Below are 19,127 nucleotides of genomic sequence, written 5' to 3' on the forward strand. Positions count from 1 at the left end.
ACTGAGCCGAGCTTTGTCTAAAATATGTAATAAGGTATCTGCAAAGTGTTTTAACATTTACAGGTACCTTATTTTTATAAATCTATCACATATTCAATGATTGCTAAATCTGAAAGTAGATTTATTAGAATAAATTTAATTACCATTATTGCCACTTTGGTGGTTATTTTGGCGGGAGGTATTGTTCGTAGTACAGGTTCAGGTATGGGCTGTCCAGACTGGCCTAAATGCTTTGATCAATATATTCCACCCACTTCCGTTAAACAGCTTCCTCCAGATTACGAAACGAAGTACGTAGAAGGAAGGAAAAAGAAAAATGAGAAGTTTGCCAAATACTTGGAAAGTATGGGCAAGCACCAATTAGCAGATAGTATCAGAAAAGATCAATCAATATTGGTGCATGAAGAGTTTAATGCCGCAAAAACGTGGACAGAATATGTCAACCGGCTTACGGGTGCAATTCTAGGTATCTTACTTTTGTTAACTGCAATTTTTTCATTTGCATACAAGAAAAAGGCCAAGCGAATTATTGTACTTAGCTGGTTGAATATCCTTGTTGTAGGCTATCAAGCTTGGTTAGGTTCCATTGTCGTATCTACTAACTTAACACAATGGGTAGTAACAGTACATATGCTGTTAGCCCTGGTTATTTTAGGAATTGCTATTTATACCTACAACTATGCTAAACAGCTGCATAAAGAGCCAACGGTAATCATGTATCGTATCATGTGGTTGAAAGGGTTTTTGTTGTTTACCATCGTTATTTCTATCCTACAAATTATTTTGGGAACAGAAGTTAGGGAAGCCGTAGACAGCATTGCAAAGTCACTTCAATACAATGGACGAAATACGTGGGTAGGCAAAATAGGTAGCGTATTCTCTTATCACAGAGACTTAGCTATTTTGGTTGGCATTAGCAATTTTATTGTTTATAAAATGGTAATTGACCGCTTTAGCGGTAAAGCTTGGCCACTAATTACGGCCAACTACCTAATGATCACACTAATTGTTCAGATTGTTTCTGGATTTTTATTGTCATACTTAGGATTACCGCCGTATGCGCAGGCCATACACATTTTGTTTTCGACCATTATGTTTAGTCTGCAATATTATTTGTACTTGTTGGTTTATAGAACAAAGACCTATAAAACCGCTTAAATATTAAAAATTGAAACAGTTTTTTTCAGATTTTTCAAAACTCATAAAATTCCGACTAACGTTCTTAGTGGTATTTTCTGCGTCTGTTACATTTTTAATTGGATCTAAAATTCAGGTAGACCGTGCCATTATCGATGAAATCAACTGGACCAATTGGTTGATTTTGATTATCGGTGGTTTCTTGGTTACCGGAGCAGCAAATTGCTTTAATGAAATTATTGAAGTGGATTTGGATAAACTCATGACCAGAACTAAAGACAGACCAATGCCAGCAGGTCGTATGACCACAGGACAAGGTTTGGTGTCGGGCTTGGTAATGGGTATAGCGGGTACTTGGTTGTTAGGCAAGCTTAACTTAGAAACAGGGCTGATTTCCGTGTTTTCTATTTTGCTATATGCTTTTGCTTACACGCCGTTAAAAAGAAAATCGCCTATTGCTGTTTTTGTAGGAGCTATCCCTGGTGCATTGCCACCGCTAATTGGTTATTTGGCGGCTATTGGGCATTCTCCTGTAGGTTATGTACCTAGAGATTATCAAATTGCCATCATCCTATTTTTGGTGCAGTTTGTATGGCAGTTTCCTCACTTTTGGTCTATTGCTTGGGTTTTAGATGAAGATTACAGCAAAGCAGGGTTTAGATTATTACCAACCAAAAAAAGAGATAAAACGAGTGCTGTTTTTACCTTGGCCAGTACATTGATCCTAATTCCAGTGAGTTTGTTGCCAACCTTCTATGGTTTTGGTGGCTATTACATTGCTGGTGTTTCCGTAGTGCTTGGATTATTGTTTAGTTGGTATGCTTATCAGTTGGTAGTGAAAATGGATTTGACAAGTGCCAGAAAAGTGATGTTTTGTTCATTCTTTTACATCCCTTTGGTACAATTAATTTTATTGTTTGATTTAGTAGTATAAAGATGGTGAGTACAATGCAACAAGAGACCGTAGCGTTTAACTTCAAGCCCAAAAAATTTGTGGTTTGGTTGTTCGTGGTTTCTTCTACCATTATGTTTGGTGGATGGACCAGTTATTACCTTGTTTTTATGGCCTCAAAAGGTAAGGGGCATGGTTTAGTTTTACCAGAAGTTTTTACCTATAGCACAGGCGTGCTAGTGCTTAGCAGTGTATGTTTATTCATGGCTGCAAGAGCCTTAAAAAATGGCGATATAGGAAAGCAAAGAATGCTATTGTGGCTAACCTTTGTTTTAGGAATCGTTTTTGGCGTATTGCAATTTCAAGGTTGGGTAGGTCTTTACCAAACTGGAGCAGTATTGGTGAACAACAACGCAGCTATTTCCATGATTTATGTCGTATCAGGTTTTCACTTGTTGCACATTTTGGCGGGTTTGGCGTTTGTGATGGCGAGCTTAATAGGCAGTTATAAAAATGTTTCTCCCGAGGTTGCGGCCTATCGTCAGGACATTACCTCAATATTTTGGCATTTTATAGATATCTTATGGATATATCTATATGTTTTTTTACTTTTGAACAGTTAATTTTTTAACAAACTATTATACTAATTATTAAATGGATTCATTATCGAAATTAGACCAAGTTAAAACAACCCCATGGGCCGGCGGTCGTTCGCCATGGTCGGTAGAGTATGGTAAAATAATGATGTGGTTTTTCTTGTTGTCGGATGCCTTCACATTCTCATCGTTATTGGTTTATTATGGAGCGCAAAGATTTAGCAAGTTTGCTTGGCCAGATCCAGATTTGGTTTTCCAATCTATCCCAGGTTTCGCAGACCATGGTTATCCTTTGGTTTTCGTAGGTATAATGACTTTTATATTGATCATGAGTTCTGTAACCATGGTATTAGCCGTAGAAGCAGGACACAGAGGATCTAAAAAAGAAGTAATTTGGTGGATGGTAGCAACTATCATCGGTGGTTTTATGTTCTTAGGCTGTCAAGCTATTGAGTGGACTCACTTACACCACGAAGGTTTCTGGTGGGGCCAAATCCCTAAGGAACTAGGACATTTCTTTGAAGGAGAAGTCTCCGCCGTATCTGCGCAGCAGTTTGCCAACTTGTTCTTTACCATTACAGGTTTCCACGGTTTCCACGTATTCAGTGGTGTCGTGATCAACATCATCATTTTATGTATGGTAATTAACGGTACTTTCGAAAGACGCGGACATTACCTAATGGTTGAAAAAGTAGGCCTTTACTGGCACTTTGTAGACTTAGTTTGGGTATTCGTATTTACCTTCTTCTATTTGGTTTAATTAGTTTTAAAGAGATTTATTATGTCAGAACATCACACACATACATCAAAAGAGCACGGTCACGGAGAGCACGCCTCTATGTCGAAAGGCAAAATTTGGAAAGTGTTTTTTATCCTTTTGTTCATCACTGTAATTGAGTTTATCATTGCATTATGGGCAATTCCAGGAGATCATATGTCACAGTCGGTTGGTAACTATGTTTACATTTTTCTAACCCTGTTAAAGGCATTTTATATTGTGGCGTATTTTATGCACCTTAAGTACGAGAAATTGGGATTGCAATTATCGCTAACAGTTTCCTTCGTATTTATCATTTACTTTATTGTATTGATGCTAATTGAAGGTGGCTATCTTCACTTGCACATGCCACGGGTATAGATGAAATATAATCATATTAAAAAAATATTAATCCTGGTCACCATATTAGCGGTACCAGGATTTTTATATTATTTACTACAGGATAAAGGTAAAAATCGTTACAAACCTTTACCTATTTATGGTCCAAAACAGGTAGCGTCAACTTTCCACTCGGTAAGGGGAAAGCAAATTCCAGATACCATTTATCACCTAGTGGATGATTTTGTATTGACCAACCAAAATGGCGATACAACGAGTTTAAATACCTGGAAAGGAAAAGTAGTAGTGTTGAACCTTTTTTATACACAGGTGAATTCTGATGGTGCTAAAATGTCGATGAAAGCCATGCAAGGTTTTAATGAAATGTACCAGAATAACCATATGGTACACTTGGCCAGCATCAGTGTAGATAGCAAAGATGACCTTAAAGCAAGCTCCAATTTTGCTAAAAGCCAAAATGCGGTAGCACAAAAATGGGACTTTTTGATAGGAGATACTGTGACCCTAAATAAAGTGGTAAAACGTTCGCTGCTATTGGATGCGGTTGACAACAGCACGCAGAGCGATCGAAAATTTCTGTACAGCAATAAAATTGTACTGTTAGACTCTCAACACCGCATTAGAGGTTTCTACGAAGCCAGCAATCAAGAAGCCTTATCTAAATTAGACGACGAAATTAAAGTACTCATCGCCGAAGAACTAAGAAATATTAAAGACGGTAGGTAGTTAACAGTTCTCAGTTAACAATTCAAACAGATTAAATTTAGCCAACTATTAATTTATGAAAATGGAAAATACGGTAGAACAAAAATATAATAGGTGGATTTGGATTCTTTCCATAGCCATTCCTGTAGTGGTAGCCATTTTGTTTGGTGTAAACTTAAGAAAGTTAGGATATGATGTACAACCGTTAAGCTTTTTACCTCCTATCTACGCGACCATCAACGGCATTACGGCAGTAGTATTGCTAGTTGCGGTTTGGGCAATTAAAAATGGCAAACGCAAACTGCATGAAAACCTGATGAAATTTGCCATCCTACTATCGGTATTGTTCTTGGGAATGTATGTTGCCTATCACATGACTTCTGATTCTACAAAATTTGGTGGGGAAGGTGCCATTAAATACATCTACTACTTCATTTTAATAACCCATATCCTATTATCTATCATCATTATCCCATTTGTGCTCATCACTTATGTGAAAGCTTTGGCGCAACGTTTTGATAAACATAAAAAGATAGCGAAGATTGCTTTTCCAATGTGGCTGTATGTAGCCGTTACTGGGGTGGTGGTGTATCTCATGATTTCTCCTTATTACGCTCATTAATTTAGCCGCAGTTAATTTCTAAACTGTTTAAAATATAATACGCTGAATTTTTAATGCTCGATTTTGTAAAAAATCTATAGCTTTTTGCTATAATTCTTATCTTAGAACATAGCAATTCATAATCATTCAGAAGTGTGGGTAAAGGAACAGTAGAAAGTTTACAGCTAATGTTGGAGAAAGGCAATAAAAAGGCCTTTACAGACTTCTATACCCAGTATTTTAAAAGACTATTGATCGAAAGCGATAAATATGTAAAAGATATTTATGTGGCCGAAGAAGTAGTGCAGGATGTTTTTCTGAAAATATGGGAGCGTTCAGACGATCTTACGCAAATCCAATCCATCAAATCTTATTTATATCGCTCGGTCATTAATGCTTCCATTAATTATGTGAATAGGCAACGGAATTTGGAACAGCACCATCAGAAAATTGTAGATGAGTTTACCGAAGACCAAGCCGATCAATTGGATGAAGAAAATGAATTAATTGTACTGTTGTTCGATGAAATTGAAAAACTTCCTCCAAAATGTAAGGAAATCTTTAAGATGAATAGGTTTGAACGATTGAAATATCGAGAAATCGCTTTAAAGTTAGAGCTGTCGGAGAGAACGGTTGAAAATCACATCGCCAATGCGCTAAAACTTTTGAGAGAGGCTATGCTCAAAAAGAGAAATGTAGAAATTGGCAGCTCTACGAGGTTATTTCAGCTTTTATTCTTTTTTTAAAAAAAAATCGCGACTGACTAGGGGTTTTTTGTGAGGTATTTGTCTTAGAGAATACCAAACAAACAAAATGACCAACCAACCAGAAATACTTGCTTTAATTGCAAAGCATTTGGACTATCCAAGTGACTTAGAATGTAAAGCCCAAGTTGATCAATTTCGTAAACAATCTGCAGAAAATGAGGCGTTCTACCTTAGTGTAGAAAAAGTATGGCGTTTGTCTGGTAAGGCATCTCTATTGGCTAATGTAGACAGCAAGCAAGTCGCAGAAAGTTTTGAAAAGCGACTAATCAAGGAAAGACAAACTCTTCCAAGCAAACAAATTAAGCTTTCTCGCGCTACTGTATTACTCAGATGGGCTGCCGCTGCAGTGGTTTTATTGGCCCTAGGCTCGGTAATCTATTTATATTCAGGAGGTAAGTCTCTATTTCAAAAGCAACGTAGTTATGCTTCAGATGCCGCCCCTGGTAGTAACAAAGCTATTTTGGTATTGGCCAATGGTCAAAAAATTTCATTAAGTGATATCCATAATGGCGATGTGGCCAAAGAAGCAGGTTTGTCTATTACAAAAACTGCCGATGGACAATTGGTGTACAATATTGTTGACGATAAATCAGTTGGAGCAACCAAAGAAGATATTTTCAATACCATAGAAACTCCAAAAGGCGGAGTTTGGCAAATTAAATTGCCAGATGGTTCTTCGGTATGGCTCAATGCAGCATCGTCGTTAACCTATCCGATTTCTTTTGCAAAAGGCAAAAAACGTATGGTTGAGCTAAAAGGCGAGGCATATTTTGAAGTTTCAAAAGATAAAGACCATCCTTTTGTGGTAAAAACTGCCAAGCAGGAAGTTGAAGTACTAGGAACAAGTTTCAATATCAATTCCTACGCTGATGAAAGCGACGTGAAAACCACTTTGTTGGAAGGTAGCGTGAAAGTAATGCCTTATTTGGCAGGACAACAGCCAGATGTTTTAAAACCTGGAGAACAAGCTACACTGAACGAAAAAGGCATGAACATTAAAGAGGTTGATGCCGAAGAGTCTATTGACTGGAAAAATGGCTATTTCATGTTCAATAATGAAAGGCAAGAAAACATCATGCGCAAAATTGCCCGCTGGTATAATGTGCAAATCGAATATGCTGATGCCAGCGCTAAAGATGTGATGTATTACGGAAGTATTAGCCGTTTTGAAAACGTGTCGAAGGTGCTGAGGAAATTTGAACAGACTGGAGAAGTGAGATTTGAAATCAACAAAAACAAGATAACCGTTTATAAAGAAACTGAGCGCTAACGAACAAGCGCTAGAAATAAATCAACAAAATCAACTAACCGAACAAACTATTTAAACATGAAAAGAACCACACAAACCTAACCCCTTCCATTTAACGTCAAGTACAAAAGAAAAAGAGGTGCTCGTAACACCCCCTTTTCTAGTATCTGTTTAAACCCATTCCTAAAATATTGGCGTATCAGGAATCAATTTTATTGGATTAACCGCAAAAATTTCAATGGCGCTTAGCGCCTAAGAGAGATTGCAAAAAAACAGACTATCAAATGTATAGAAATTACACCAAAATTCTATGTAGGCATTTTGGCTACCTACCAAAATTTTTATTGATCATGAAATTAGTTACAGTGATATTGCTTGTTTCCTTTCTTCAAGTAAGCGCTGCTACCTACGGGCAGTTGGTAACTATTAAAGAAAAGAAGGCAACTTTAGAGAAAGTTATTAAGGAAATTAAAAAGCAAGCGGGCTACGACGTGCTGGTATCTACCGACAAAATGAAGAGTAGTACGGTTGTTAATGCAGGTTTCAATAACATTTCCGTAGAGCAGGTAATGGATAAAATCCTTTCTGGAAAAGACTTAACATATTCCATTGAAGATAAAACCATTCTCATCAAGCCTCGAGAAAAATCATTCATAGAGAAAATTGTTGACTACTTCGCTGCTGTTAAAGTTACCGGTGTTGTAAAAGACAAAAAAGATGGCTTACCGATGCCTGGAGTAACTGTTACTATTAAAGGTACTAACACTACAGTAATTACCAATGATAAAGGTGAATACCAAATTACGGCGCCAGAAGATGCAGTTTTGGTTTTCAGATTCATTGGTTACAAAACAATGGAGATTGGTATCAACGGCAGAACCAAGATAGATTTATCTATTGAAGAAGATGCTAGTGAACTGAAAGAAGTGAATATTGTATCTACTGGATTTCAGAATATCAATAAAAAGCTATTTACAGGCTCTGCTACCAGTATTAAAGGTAGCGATGTAAAGCAAGATGGTATTATTGATGTTAGCCGTATGTTGGAAGGTAAAGTTGCGGGTGTTTCCGTTCAAAACGTTTCGGGTACATTCGGTACAGCACCTAAAATTCGTGTCCGTGGAGCAACTTCAATTTCAGGAGAGAACAAGCCTTTATGGGTAGTTGATGGAATTGTGTTGGAAGATATTGTGAACATTTCTAATGACCAGCTTTCAAGTGGTGATGCTTTAACCTTGCTAGGTTCGTCTGTTGCAGGTATCAATGCAGATGATATTGAGAGCTTTAACATCTTGAAGGATGCTTCGGCAACGGCACTTTACGGCGCAAGGGCCATGAATGGTGTGGTGGTAATTACTACAAAAAAGGGTAGAGCGGGAAATAATAACATTTCTTATAGTGGTAATTATTCTACCTTTTTAAAACCTTCGTACGACCAATATAATATCATGAATTCTGCTGATCAAATGTCGGTATACGCTGAGGTTTTGAGAAAAGGAGGCTTAGATGCCAATATTGTAAATGGCAAAAACGGAGGAGTGTTTGTAAAGTTGTACGAGCAAATGAATCTATACAATTCTACTACTGGCCAATTTGGAGTAGAAAACACACCAGAAGGTAGAGCGGCTTTTTTACAAAAATATGCTAGAGCTAATACAGACTGGTTTGATTTGCTTTTCAGAAATTCTTTTGTTCAAGAGCATTCGCTTTCATTCACTTCTGGTTCAGATAAATCACAACATTACTTTTCTTTAGGATATTACGATGATAATGGTTGGAGTATCGCCGATAAAGTGAAACGTTATACCATGAACATCAGGGGTAATTATAACATTTCGCCAAAAGTAACTGCAGGTATTTTAGCAACAGGCGCTTACAGACAACAGCGTGCACCAGGTACATTGGGACGTACAAATAATGTGGTCGAAGGTAAATACGAAAGAGATTTTGATATTAATCCGTTCAGCTACGCGCTAAATACTACACGTACCATGCGTATGTATGACGATAATGGTAATCTGGAATACTATAAACTTAACTACGCACCCTTTAACATCAAAAATGAAAGCGAGAATAATTATATCGATTTAGATATGTTGGATTTGAAGGTACAAGGTGAGTTGAATTACAAATTCTTAAAAGGATTTGAATTTAAATCATTAGGGTCAATGCGTTATGTAAAAACAACAAGAGAACATAAAATTACCGAGTATGCAAATATGGCTTTAGCTTACAGGTATGCTCCAAATTCAACCATTAGAGAAGGTAATATTTTCTTTTATAGGGATCCAGATAAACCACAAGAAGTAGAAAAAATATCAGTTTTGCCGCAAGGGGGGTTTTACAATAGAAATGATGACAATTTATTGAACTTCAATGTGAGAAACCAAATTCAATACGACAAAACTATTGGAGATCATACTCTTGGTGGTTTCATTGGACAAGAACTCAAATTTACAAATAGACAAAATAGCTTCAATAATGGTTACGGTTATCAATATGATAAAGGCGGCGTACCATTTACGGACTACAGAATAATTAAGATGCTGTTAGAGGCAAACTATAATTATTTTGGCATGGATCGTTATTACGACAGATTTGCAGCATTCTTCGCAAATGCCAGTTATGCCTATAAATCAAAATATGTCATTAACGGGACGTTCAGATATGATGGAAGTAATAGGATGGGAGAATCTAGAACTGCGAGATGGTTGCCTACTTGGACGGTAAGTGGCGCTTGGAATGCGTCTGAAGAAGACTTTATCAAGAATATCGAACAAATTTCCTACTTGAAATTAAGAACTGGTTATGGTTTAACAGCTAGTATGGGTAATGCTAGAAACTCTTCTATTTTATTGACCAACAGCACCACCCTACGTCCTAGATTGTCGGAGGTAGAATCAAGAATAGTATTGGATGGTTTGGAAAACTCCGAATTAACCTGGGAAAAGCAATATGAGTTTAACGCAGGTTTAGATTTGGGCCTATTCAAAGATAAATTATCAATCAATGTTGATTTTTATAACAGGAATGGATTTGATTTAATCGGTCCTTTTCGTACTTCAGGTATTGGAGGCGAATTTACAAAGTATGCAAACTATGCAGATATGCAATCAAGAGGTGTTGAGTTTACCGTAAGTGGTAGAGTTGGAAATCCAAATGGTTTACAATACACTCCAACATTTACTTTTGGCTATAATAAGAGTAAAATTATTAACCTAAAAAATACTGCTCGAATTTATGATTTAGTAAGACCAGAAGGCGGTGCTTTAGAAGGTGGTCCTGTGAGAGGATTGTATTCGATCAATTTTCAAGGTTTAAATTATTTGGGTGTTCCTTCTTTTGTTGACGAAAACGGAAATGTATCCAACAGTGTTTACGTTCAAAGTCAAAATCCAGCTTATTTAACTTACGAAGGATCAGTAGAGCCGTTGATTACAGGAGGTTTAACCAATACCATCAAGTATAAAAACTTTGTACTTACCGCATTTGTGTCTTACCAAACAGGTAATAAAATTAGATTGAATAACGCTTATTCTGCCAATTACGATGATACTGATGCGATGCCAAGAGAGTTTTTGGATAGATGGACCTTGCCGCTTGATGAGAAAGTAGTCAACAGCCCATCGATAGGAGATTATTTGTTAAGAAAATCACTATCGGGAAGTTATCCTTACACCGCGTTTAACTACTCTTCAGAAAGAGTAGCCGACGGTTCATTTGTAAGGTTAAAGCAAGTTTCTCTTAGTTATAATTTGCCACAAATGTTGATGAAAAAAATAGGGCTAAACAGTGCATCTATTAAATTACAGGGCAATAATATCTGGCTAATCTATGCAGATAAAAAACTAAAAGGACAAGATCCTGAATTCTTTGCTTCGGGTGGTGTAGCTATACCAGTTCCGAGACAATACACATTATCATTAAAAATTGGAATATAAAAGCATAGTCATGAAAAAATTATTTAGTTATATACTTACAGTCGGCTTTATTGTTTCCACAACAGGTTGTAAGAAATTTTTAGAGCATGCGCCTGATCAGAGAACCCAATTAAATAGTCCACAAAAAGTCTCTGAATTATTAGTAACAGCTTATAGTGGTGGTAACTACGTTTTAGCTGCCGAATCGATGTCTGATAATGTTTCTTTTGTAAACGCTACCGGAAATAACGTGCCAGCCAATTACGATTCTTATTTTTGGAACGATATCAGAGCTATTAATCAGGATTCTCCAACATACTTTTGGACAAGTACCTATAGAGCGATTTCTGCAGCTAACCAAGCTTTAGATGCGATAAAGAAAGCAGCTGATCCAGAGAATTATCAAGCACAAAAGGGAGAAGCTTTAGTGGCTAGAGCCTATGCTCATTTGATGTTGGCTATATTTTTCTCGAAACCTTATGATAAAACAACATCTGAAACAGACATGGGGATACCTTATGTTACCGAGCCAGAAAATGTTGTACTAAAAAACTATGAGCGTAAATCTGTAGAATATACCTATGATCAAATCCAAAAAGATCTTGACGAGGGAATTCCATTGATTAAAGATAATGCTTATACAGTGCCAGCTTATCACTTCACCAAGAAAGCTGCTTATGCACTTGCTGCACGCTTTTATCTGTTTAAAAAGAATTATGATAAAGTAATAGAATGTGCCAACCTAGCATTTCCAGCCAATAATTTTGCTGATAACCTAAAGCCTTGGCCATCTTATGCTAGCATGCCAAGTAGTACGGAAGTAGGAACTGCTTTTACAACAGCTTCTACACCAGGTAACTTGTTGCTGGTACAAACTACATCATGGTTAAATAGATATTATAACAGGGCAATTTTTGCTTTTTCTCAAAATCGTTTAAATAGCATTACGGCTCCAATGGGGATCAGCTTTTCAGCATACAGGAAGTTCTCCTTCTCTAGCACTTATTATTTTGTGCCTAAGTATGCAGAACATTTTGTGAGAACCAGCATTAATGCAAGCACTGGTGTGGCTTATATCATGCAGCCATCTTTAACTACTGAAGAATTACTGTTGAACAGAGCGGAGGCTTATATCATGAAAGGACTTTACGCAAATGGCGTAGCTGATATCAATACACTTTTGAGTAAACGAATTACTAATTACACTTCAGCCAATGGTGTAACCGATAAAAAAGTAAAAGATTACTACAGTAATTTGCCTGATGAAAAGGCCATGTACACCAATGCAATTTTAGATTTTAGAAGAGCTGAGTTTGTGCACGAGGGCATACGTTGGATGGATATCCTTAGACACAAACTACCAGTTGTCCATGTCTACGAAGATGGATCGTCAAAAGAATTGAAAGCAGAAGACTTGAGAAGACAATGGCAATTGCCAGATGAAGTTTTGCTTTCAGGAGTACAAAAAAATCCAAGATAACATAAAGCGTAATTAAACATGAAAAAAATAGGAATTTTACTTACGGCTATTGCGTTATTAATGTTTGGCTGTAAAAAAACTGAAAATTTAGATAGGGAAATTGTTGGATTAGGCGGAGATACTTGGCCTAAAACTGGACTCGATACCTGGCTTTACGATACCTTTACCAAACCCTACAATATAGCGGTTAAATACCGTTGGGATGGTACAGAACAAGACCCAAATTTCACATTAGTTCCGCCCAAGGCAGAAAATGTAAAACCATTAATGGAAATGGTAAATACAGCATGGGTTCAACCATATGTAGATTTAATGGGAGCAGATTTTATCAGGACTTATGCTCCAAAGAACTATGTATTAATAGGAAGTGTTCGTTATAATTCTGGAGGTACTGTTACCCTAGGAGAAGCTGGAGGCGGAATTAAAATCACCTTGTTTAATGTAAATAACTATGATGCTGCAAATAGATCAGTATCAAAGAGGATATTAAAAACAATTCATCACGAATTTTCTCATATTCTGCATCAAACGGTGATGTTCCAAAAAGAGTACCAATACATTACACCGAGTGGTTATACCGCAGATTGGAACAATGCTTCAGGTTTTTATAACAAAGGATTTATTTCTCAATATGCACAGGCGGCTCCAGAAGAAGATTTTGTAGAAATGATTTCTCTGATCATTACCGAAGGTAAGAATGGATTTGAAGTGTTGACCAGAAATATTACCGATGCTACGGCATTGGCAAATGTACGCCAAAAGCAAACCATGGTAACTGCTTATCTAAAGCAAACTTGGAATGTTGATATTGAGAGTATCCAAGCAAAAGTACAAGCGGCATTAAACCAAAGAGCACCTGAAAGTGCTGGAGATTATTTTGCATTTGGAACAGATAAATTGCCAATTTTAACCATTGATCCAGTGGCAAACCCAGGCATGTCTGCACCTTTCATCACCGTTTACGACCAAACTTCAACAGGTTTGGCTAGTGTTGGTGGAGCTGGTAGGATATTAGACCAAATGGCATTAATCCGTACTTCTGCTACTCAAACCACCCTAAGGTTATATTATAGAAATACATCAGGTTCGGCATTTACTGCAGACTTTATCTATAATGTTACCAATAATGCCAATGGTACGTTTTCTTTAACCTATGCTTCTAGAGACGCTAACGCAGATGTAATCGCTTCGGGTGTAACGAGTATGACCAACTTCTTGGCAGGAAAGCAATTTGGCGTGAAGTACTACTATAATGCCAACAATACCAAGCAGTATACAGGTATTTACGATTTTAACAATCAAGGTACTTATATGTATGGGTTTTTATCATATTAATTTTTTGAAATGAAAAAGCAACTTATTTATATAGCGCTTGCCATGTTAGGTTTCGTGGTAGGCTGTAAGAAAGATGAAGATCCAAAACTGGAAGATCCCGATAAAAGAATTGCTGCAGAGTTGGTCGCAAAACAAGCCGACCTACTTTCCGCTCCTAATGGTTGGAGAGCAACAATTTATCCGAAAGGAGGCAAAGGTTTCATGTACTATTTGAAATTTAATGCTGATGGAACCGTAAAAATGCTTTCAGATTTTAATACAACTACTTCAACCGTTTTAGCTGAAAGTACGTATAGGTTAAAAGCATTAATGAGGCCAACTTTAATTTTTGATGGCTATAGTTATATCCATTTGCCAGCAGACCCAAACGGGTCGGTGAGTGGGGGCAATAATGCTACAGGTTTGGCTTCAGATTTTGAATTTGCATTCACAAAAACAACAGCAGACAGTATCTATTTTGATGGTATATTTAATGGCAATAAGTTTAACATGTCTAAACTGACTGCTGCGGACGAACAAAAGTTTCTGGCAGGCGCCTTAAAGCCATTTATTGATGATGCAACGGCGGCCACTTCTAATAAAATTCTTTTTATTCTATTGGATGGAAAACAAATTCCAGTGTCTATTTCGGTTTCAAATAAGTCGATTAACATTGCGGGTAAAACTAGCTCACCTTTTGTATTTAAGTTAGATGGTTTAGAACTAAAATCACCACTTAAAATCAATAACTATACCTTTGACCGTGTGTATTGGGACGATGTGAATAAGCAATTTTATTTCTTAAACGGAACTACTAAAATTATTATTGAAGTTTCGTTGTCACCATTACCTCTAGAAGAAACACCTGAGCTACATACTTTGTTAGCCAGCCGCTGGAATTCATTGTTAATTAACGTGAGTACAATGCCTGACCAATCAGCAACGTTTAAAACAGCTTATAATACTGCAAATACCAGCTTAGGTACGTTAGGCAACGCTGGAAGATATATAGAATATATCACCATTTTGTTTAATACTAATGGCACCATCAACTTCCAAATCAGGTATAGAAATCCTTCAAGTCCAAACTCATTCTTCTTGGCTGATTTCAATTATACTATGAACCTAAATGCCACTACAGGTGTAGCTACTTTTACACAATTGGGTACGCCTTCGGGGAATGCCGCTACCATAGCTACTTACGTGGTTGCGTTGAGGAATTACATTGCTAATAATTCGTTTAAGATTGCTTATATCTCTGCGGCAGCTCCAGCTGGGGCCAAAGTGGGAGGCTTCTTAGGCCAAAGCAATCCTGCATCGTTTTTCTATGGAACGCTCAGTCAGTAGAGGATCTTGTGAGTTAGATTAATAGTTAATTAAAACAGCCTGGTGAATAGCCAGGCTGTTTTTTAAAATCATAATTATTTATAACAACTTTATATTAACCTTTTATTTAAATTAACTGTAAATCGTATGAAACAGAAACATCTAATTTTTTTCGCAATTATTGTTACCCTGGTATTACAACTTTCTTGTTCTAAAAATGACAGTCTAATTAGCAACTCTCGTCAAGATGATGTAGTAGGCCTTCAAAATTTTAAACCTAATGGCATCTCAACTTCACAAACTGCAAGCTCCTGTTATAACTCATATATAACGAATACCTATAATTCACTTGTACTTGCAGGAACAATTCCGTTTACCAATCTGGTAGGTAATGCTTTAGCAAACCTTATACAGGAAGACTATAATAATTATGTTAATTGCTTAATGACGTCGAATCCAGGCAATCCAGGTGGTGGTGGTGATGAAGAGGTGCCAATAGATAATGGTGGAGATACAGAGGTAAATCAAGAAGTGGATCCTGCCGAAATTTTGTATGCCTTAAATAATATATCTCGTAATTTTTCAAGTGGACAAAAAACATTTTTGTCAGTACTTAAGCAAGCACATAATTATGCCTTGTCGCAAAATCTGCCATTGTTTACTCCAGAGGAAAGAATGCTAGCCATATCAAAATCTATATACACATTGGGGCTAAACAATGTATTCGTGAATACGGGACAGCATGGTGCTTTGGATGGTGATATCTACCATCTTACTTTGGGCATCGCGATGTTTGCTGGAAAGATAAAAATGACAACTGATTTGTATAATTATTATATCGCCGAAAGCTCAATAGAATATGTAAATTTTGCAGCAACGAGGACTATAGGCTGGATTAGCTTAAAAGCTTCCTCGAGTGATTTGACGCTACAGCCCGCAGATTATACTATATCAATTACAAGTAATTATACATCTGTAGAATACTATAATAACGAGGCTGATGTATTTAATTTTGTGAGTGATTTGCTTTTTTCAACTCCAATTTACTATAATTCATCAAATGGTAAATTATATTCAGATGCAAATCATACCACATATGTGCCAAATGGTTTCTATAGATTGCCTAATAGCTTCTCTTCATATGAAAGGAATAACTTTTTGCTATCTATCCAAAATGGTCAAGTAGTTGGCCCTTATGGGTTATAATTTAAGCGATATTCATTATGGCTCTTGAAGTGTAAGTCAAGGGCCATTTTTAGTTCTTCTTTATGCTCAACATTAAATTTAAAAATGCTAGATATCAGTTTGGCACTTATTGGGCAGGTCCAATATTTTTACTGCTGGGCATTTCTTATTTTGTTACTGACCAAACACACCACTGGACACATTATGCTTATGTGTTTCTTGGCGTTAGTATCACGCTATTTCTAATTTTCGATAAGCAAGCCGATTATATGACGATTGACAATGAGCAACTCATCATAAATGGATTGCTGACGAAGAGAGTTTATTTAAAAGACGTCACTAGTTTCGCAATTAATGGTGATCACCTAAAAATTTTTAAAAATAGCAGCGAAATAAATATTGATATTTCTTTAATAACCGAAGCATCTCATACAGAACTCATCTCGTTTTTGGAAAAACTCAAGCCAATGGAGTTAAATCATTAGCTTGGCATTAATTCTTGGCCGGTACTATGGTCAAATTTTAATTATTGAAATAGCTATTTCTATTTTAATTACACGATGACGTATTATCGTTTTTACTAAATGAATAGTAAAATTACAATGAAACCTTCAAGCACTAGTGAAAGGCCCCATCATTGTAACAATGAAGCCTCCATGCAGTAGTGTAAGGACTAATCATTGTAACTATAAGACCTCCATGCGGTGGTGTAAGGACCTTTTATTGTAGGTATGAAAGCTTCCTGCAATCAGCAGCTTCAAATCATATAAGAAATGACTATAATATGGGGAAATGCGAGCGGAAAGGTAAATATCGATTGCCCAATAAATGTCTTCATATTATTTACCTAAAAATGAAATAACTTCTGCCAATTTTAGTTTAAATTTGAGGCATGAAAAAAATACTGGCCATATTACTTTTCTTTTTCACGGTGCTAGCCATTAGCCCAGATGCCAATGCCCAATGTGCAATGTGTACCGCAAATGCCGAAATGGGTGTGAAGAATGGCAATACGCAAACTAAAGGACTAAACTCTGGAGTTTTGTATTTGCTGGCCATTCCATTTTTACTAGCGGGTGGTGTAGGCGTGATTTGGTATACCAACTTTCGCAAAAAAGAAACTAGCTCCCTGGCCTAGTACTACTGTTAAAAACCTTTAAAATTTCCTTTAACAAAGATTAATTTGCTACATTGGCGGCAATTGCTAATGCTATGATTTTATGCTTAAACCGTCATCATTTTTTGATGGCAGCTTCATCACAATTGAAATAGAATCTAAACAGATGAAAAAATCCACATTTGATTTCCTAAGGGAACTGGCAGACAATAACAACAGAGAATGGTTTGCAAAAAACAAACACTTGTACGAAGAGGCTAAAATTGATCTTTTTGCCTTGATAACCCCTTTGATTAAGGAACTTTCCAGTATCGATCCACAATTTTCGGCAGATACCGAGCCTAAAAAATGCTTATTACGTATTTACAGGGATATTCGTTTTAGTCCAAACAAAGCACCTTACAAAAAGAATTACGGAATAGCCTTTGATGTGAAGGGATATGGTCCGACTACTCCTAGTTACTATCTCCATTTGGAGCCAGGAAGCTGTTTCTTTGGCGCTGGATTTTGGATGCCTGAGAGCAAAGTAGTGAAAAGCATTAGAGAAGAAATTGATTACAGTGCTGATGAGTTCTTAGAAGTGGTTAATGATAAAGAGTACAAAGCATTATTCTCGTTAAGCAAAGAAGACAGTTTGAAAAAAGCTCCAAAGGGATATGAAGTAGATCATCCAATGATCGATTACTTGAAACTGAAAAGCTTTATTTCCATCTATCCTTTAAAGGAAGAAGATTTTTATCAGAAGGATATCGTGGAAAAGTTGATAAAAGCTTTCCATACCATTCAACCATTCATTTTATTTTTGCGCAAAGCAGTAGATCAGTAACACCTTAAAACATACATTGATAAAACACAAATGAGGAAATTCAATTTTTTAGTTGCTCTTTTTTTAGTTGTCGCCACCTTAAGTTCATGCGTGGTGCTTTCTACTAAAAAATACAAATCGCTTTTAGCCAAGCAAGATTCCCTAAACATGGGATGGAACAATTCGCAATCGCAGAATGAAAGCTTAGAGCAACGCATTAAACGCCTACAAGCCGATACGGCAGCGCTTCATAGTCAATTGGCAGCTCTGAATCAACGTTACACTGATTTGGACGCCAACTACAGCAAATTGAGAAGCAACAGTTCTTCGGAAATCAACAAGCTAAGCGAAAACCTAAAAAAGAGAGAGCAACGCTTGAAAGAAGTAGAGGAAGTATTGCGCAAACGCGATGAGGCCACCAACCAATTAAGAGCTAAATTGCAGCAAGCGCTACTTGGCTTTACTAAAAATGGCTTGACGGTAGAAGTTAAAAATGGTAAAGTATATGTGTCCCTAACCGATAAATTATTATTCCCATCGGGAAGTATCATTATTGATGAGCGAGGAAAACAAGCCTTAACCCAACTGGCCGAAGTACTGAAACAACAGCCTGAAATTAACATTGCCGTAGAAGGTCATACCGACTCGCAACGTATTAACAATTTGGGACAGATTAAAGATAACTGGGATTTAAGTGTATTACGCGCAACTTCTGTAGTACGTTTCCTAACCGAAGAGCAAAAAGTTGAAAGTGTGAGAATGACCGCAACAGGTAAAGGACAATATCAACCTTTAGCAGAAAATACCAGTGCCGAAGGAAGAAGCAAAAACCGCAGAATTGAAATTGTACTTTCCCCTAAATTGGACGAATTGTACGATTTGATTAAACAATAGCGCTGTTTGTCATTCTGAACGA

General features: G+C 36.8%; 18 protein-coding genes. All 18 read left to right on the forward strand.

Annotated elements, in window-relative coordinates:
- Positions 1-96 precede the first annotated feature (96 nt).
- The 18 genes from DUT70_RS16310 to DUT70_RS16395 all read left to right on the forward strand — a co-directional run bounded on the left by DUT70_RS16310 (position 97) and on the right by DUT70_RS16395 (position 19,105).
- Positions 97-1,158, forward strand: coding sequence for a COX15/CtaA family protein (locus DUT70_RS16310; protein WP_113648418.1), 1,062 nt, complete (start codon positions 97-99; stop codon positions 1,156-1,158).
- A 10-nt stretch (positions 1,159-1,168) separates the two neighbouring features.
- Entirely contained in the window at positions 1,169-2,071 is a 903-nt protein-coding gene (gene cyoE, locus DUT70_RS16315) for a heme o synthase (RefSeq protein WP_113648419.1), read from the forward strand.
- 14 nt (positions 2,072-2,085) lie between these two features.
- The gene (locus DUT70_RS16320) at positions 2,086-2,652 is read left to right on the forward strand and encodes a cytochrome c oxidase subunit 3 (protein WP_240432148.1); all 567 of its coding nucleotides are present in this window, start codon (positions 2,086-2,088) and stop codon (positions 2,650-2,652) included.
- A 31-nt stretch (positions 2,653-2,683) separates the two neighbouring features.
- On the forward strand, positions 2,684-3,385 hold the full coding sequence (locus tag DUT70_RS16325; protein ID WP_113648421.1) for a cytochrome c oxidase subunit 3: 702 nt from the start codon (positions 2,684-2,686) through the stop codon (positions 3,383-3,385).
- Between the two features lie 21 nt (positions 3,386-3,406).
- A complete protein-coding gene (locus DUT70_RS16330; RefSeq protein ID WP_113648422.1) occupies positions 3,407-3,763 on the forward strand; it encodes a cytochrome C oxidase subunit IV family protein in 357 nt (118 codons plus the stop codon).
- Positions 3,764-4,468, forward strand: coding sequence for an SCO family protein (locus DUT70_RS16335; RefSeq protein WP_113648423.1), 705 nt, complete (start codon positions 3,764-3,766; stop codon positions 4,466-4,468).
- Between the two features lie 61 nt (positions 4,469-4,529).
- On the forward strand, positions 4,530-5,069 hold the full coding sequence (locus tag DUT70_RS16340) for a DUF420 domain-containing protein (RefSeq protein ID WP_113648534.1): 540 nt from the start codon (positions 4,530-4,532) through the stop codon (positions 5,067-5,069).
- A gap of 134 nt (positions 5,070-5,203) precedes the next feature.
- Positions 5,204-5,794 (forward strand): RNA polymerase sigma-70 factor, encoded by a 591-nt coding sequence (locus DUT70_RS16345; protein WP_240432151.1) that lies wholly within the window; start codon positions 5,204-5,206, stop codon positions 5,792-5,794.
- A gap of 67 nt (positions 5,795-5,861) precedes the next feature.
- Complete coding sequence (locus DUT70_RS16350) at positions 5,862-7,085, forward strand: FecR family protein (RefSeq protein ID WP_113648425.1); 1,224 nt, start codon at positions 5,862-5,864, stop codon at positions 7,083-7,085.
- A gap of 329 nt (positions 7,086-7,414) precedes the next feature.
- A complete protein-coding gene (locus tag DUT70_RS16355) occupies positions 7,415-11,005 on the forward strand; it encodes a SusC/RagA family TonB-linked outer membrane protein (RefSeq protein ID WP_240432153.1) in 3,591 nt (1,196 codons plus the stop codon).
- Between the two features lie 10 nt (positions 11,006-11,015).
- A complete protein-coding gene (locus tag DUT70_RS16360) occupies positions 11,016-12,464 on the forward strand; it encodes a RagB/SusD family nutrient uptake outer membrane protein (RefSeq protein ID WP_113648427.1) in 1,449 nt (482 codons plus the stop codon).
- Positions 12,465-12,482: 18 nt separating this feature from the next.
- The gene (locus tag DUT70_RS16365) at positions 12,483-13,799 is read left to right on the forward strand and encodes a substrate import-associated zinc metallohydrolase lipoprotein (protein WP_113648428.1); all 1,317 of its coding nucleotides are present in this window, start codon (positions 12,483-12,485) and stop codon (positions 13,797-13,799) included.
- Positions 13,800-13,808: 9 nt separating this feature from the next.
- Positions 13,809-15,125, forward strand: coding sequence for a DUF4302 domain-containing protein (locus DUT70_RS16370; protein WP_113648429.1), 1,317 nt, complete (start codon positions 13,809-13,811; stop codon positions 15,123-15,125).
- A gap of 126 nt (positions 15,126-15,251) precedes the next feature.
- Entirely contained in the window at positions 15,252-16,310 is a 1,059-nt protein-coding gene (locus DUT70_RS16375) for a hypothetical protein (protein WP_113648430.1), read from the forward strand.
- A gap of 62 nt (positions 16,311-16,372) precedes the next feature.
- Positions 16,373-16,774 (forward strand): hypothetical protein, encoded by a 402-nt coding sequence (locus DUT70_RS16380; protein ID WP_113648431.1) that lies wholly within the window; start codon positions 16,373-16,375, stop codon positions 16,772-16,774.
- Positions 16,775-17,181: 407 nt separating this feature from the next.
- The gene (locus tag DUT70_RS16385) at positions 17,182-17,427 is read left to right on the forward strand and encodes a hypothetical protein (RefSeq protein ID WP_113648432.1); all 246 of its coding nucleotides are present in this window, start codon (positions 17,182-17,184) and stop codon (positions 17,425-17,427) included.
- A gap of 145 nt (positions 17,428-17,572) precedes the next feature.
- A complete protein-coding gene (locus tag DUT70_RS16390) occupies positions 17,573-18,232 on the forward strand; it encodes a DUF2461 domain-containing protein (protein ID WP_113648535.1) in 660 nt (219 codons plus the stop codon).
- Between the two features lie 30 nt (positions 18,233-18,262).
- Complete coding sequence (locus DUT70_RS16395; RefSeq protein WP_113648433.1) at positions 18,263-19,105, forward strand: OmpA/MotB family protein; 843 nt, start codon at positions 18,263-18,265, stop codon at positions 19,103-19,105.
- The last annotated feature ends 22 nt before the right edge of the window (positions 19,106-19,127 follow it).

Source organism: Pedobacter chitinilyticus (assembly GCF_003313385.1).
Classification (GTDB): Bacteria; Bacteroidota; Bacteroidia; order Sphingobacteriales; family Sphingobacteriaceae; genus Pedobacter; species Pedobacter chitinilyticus.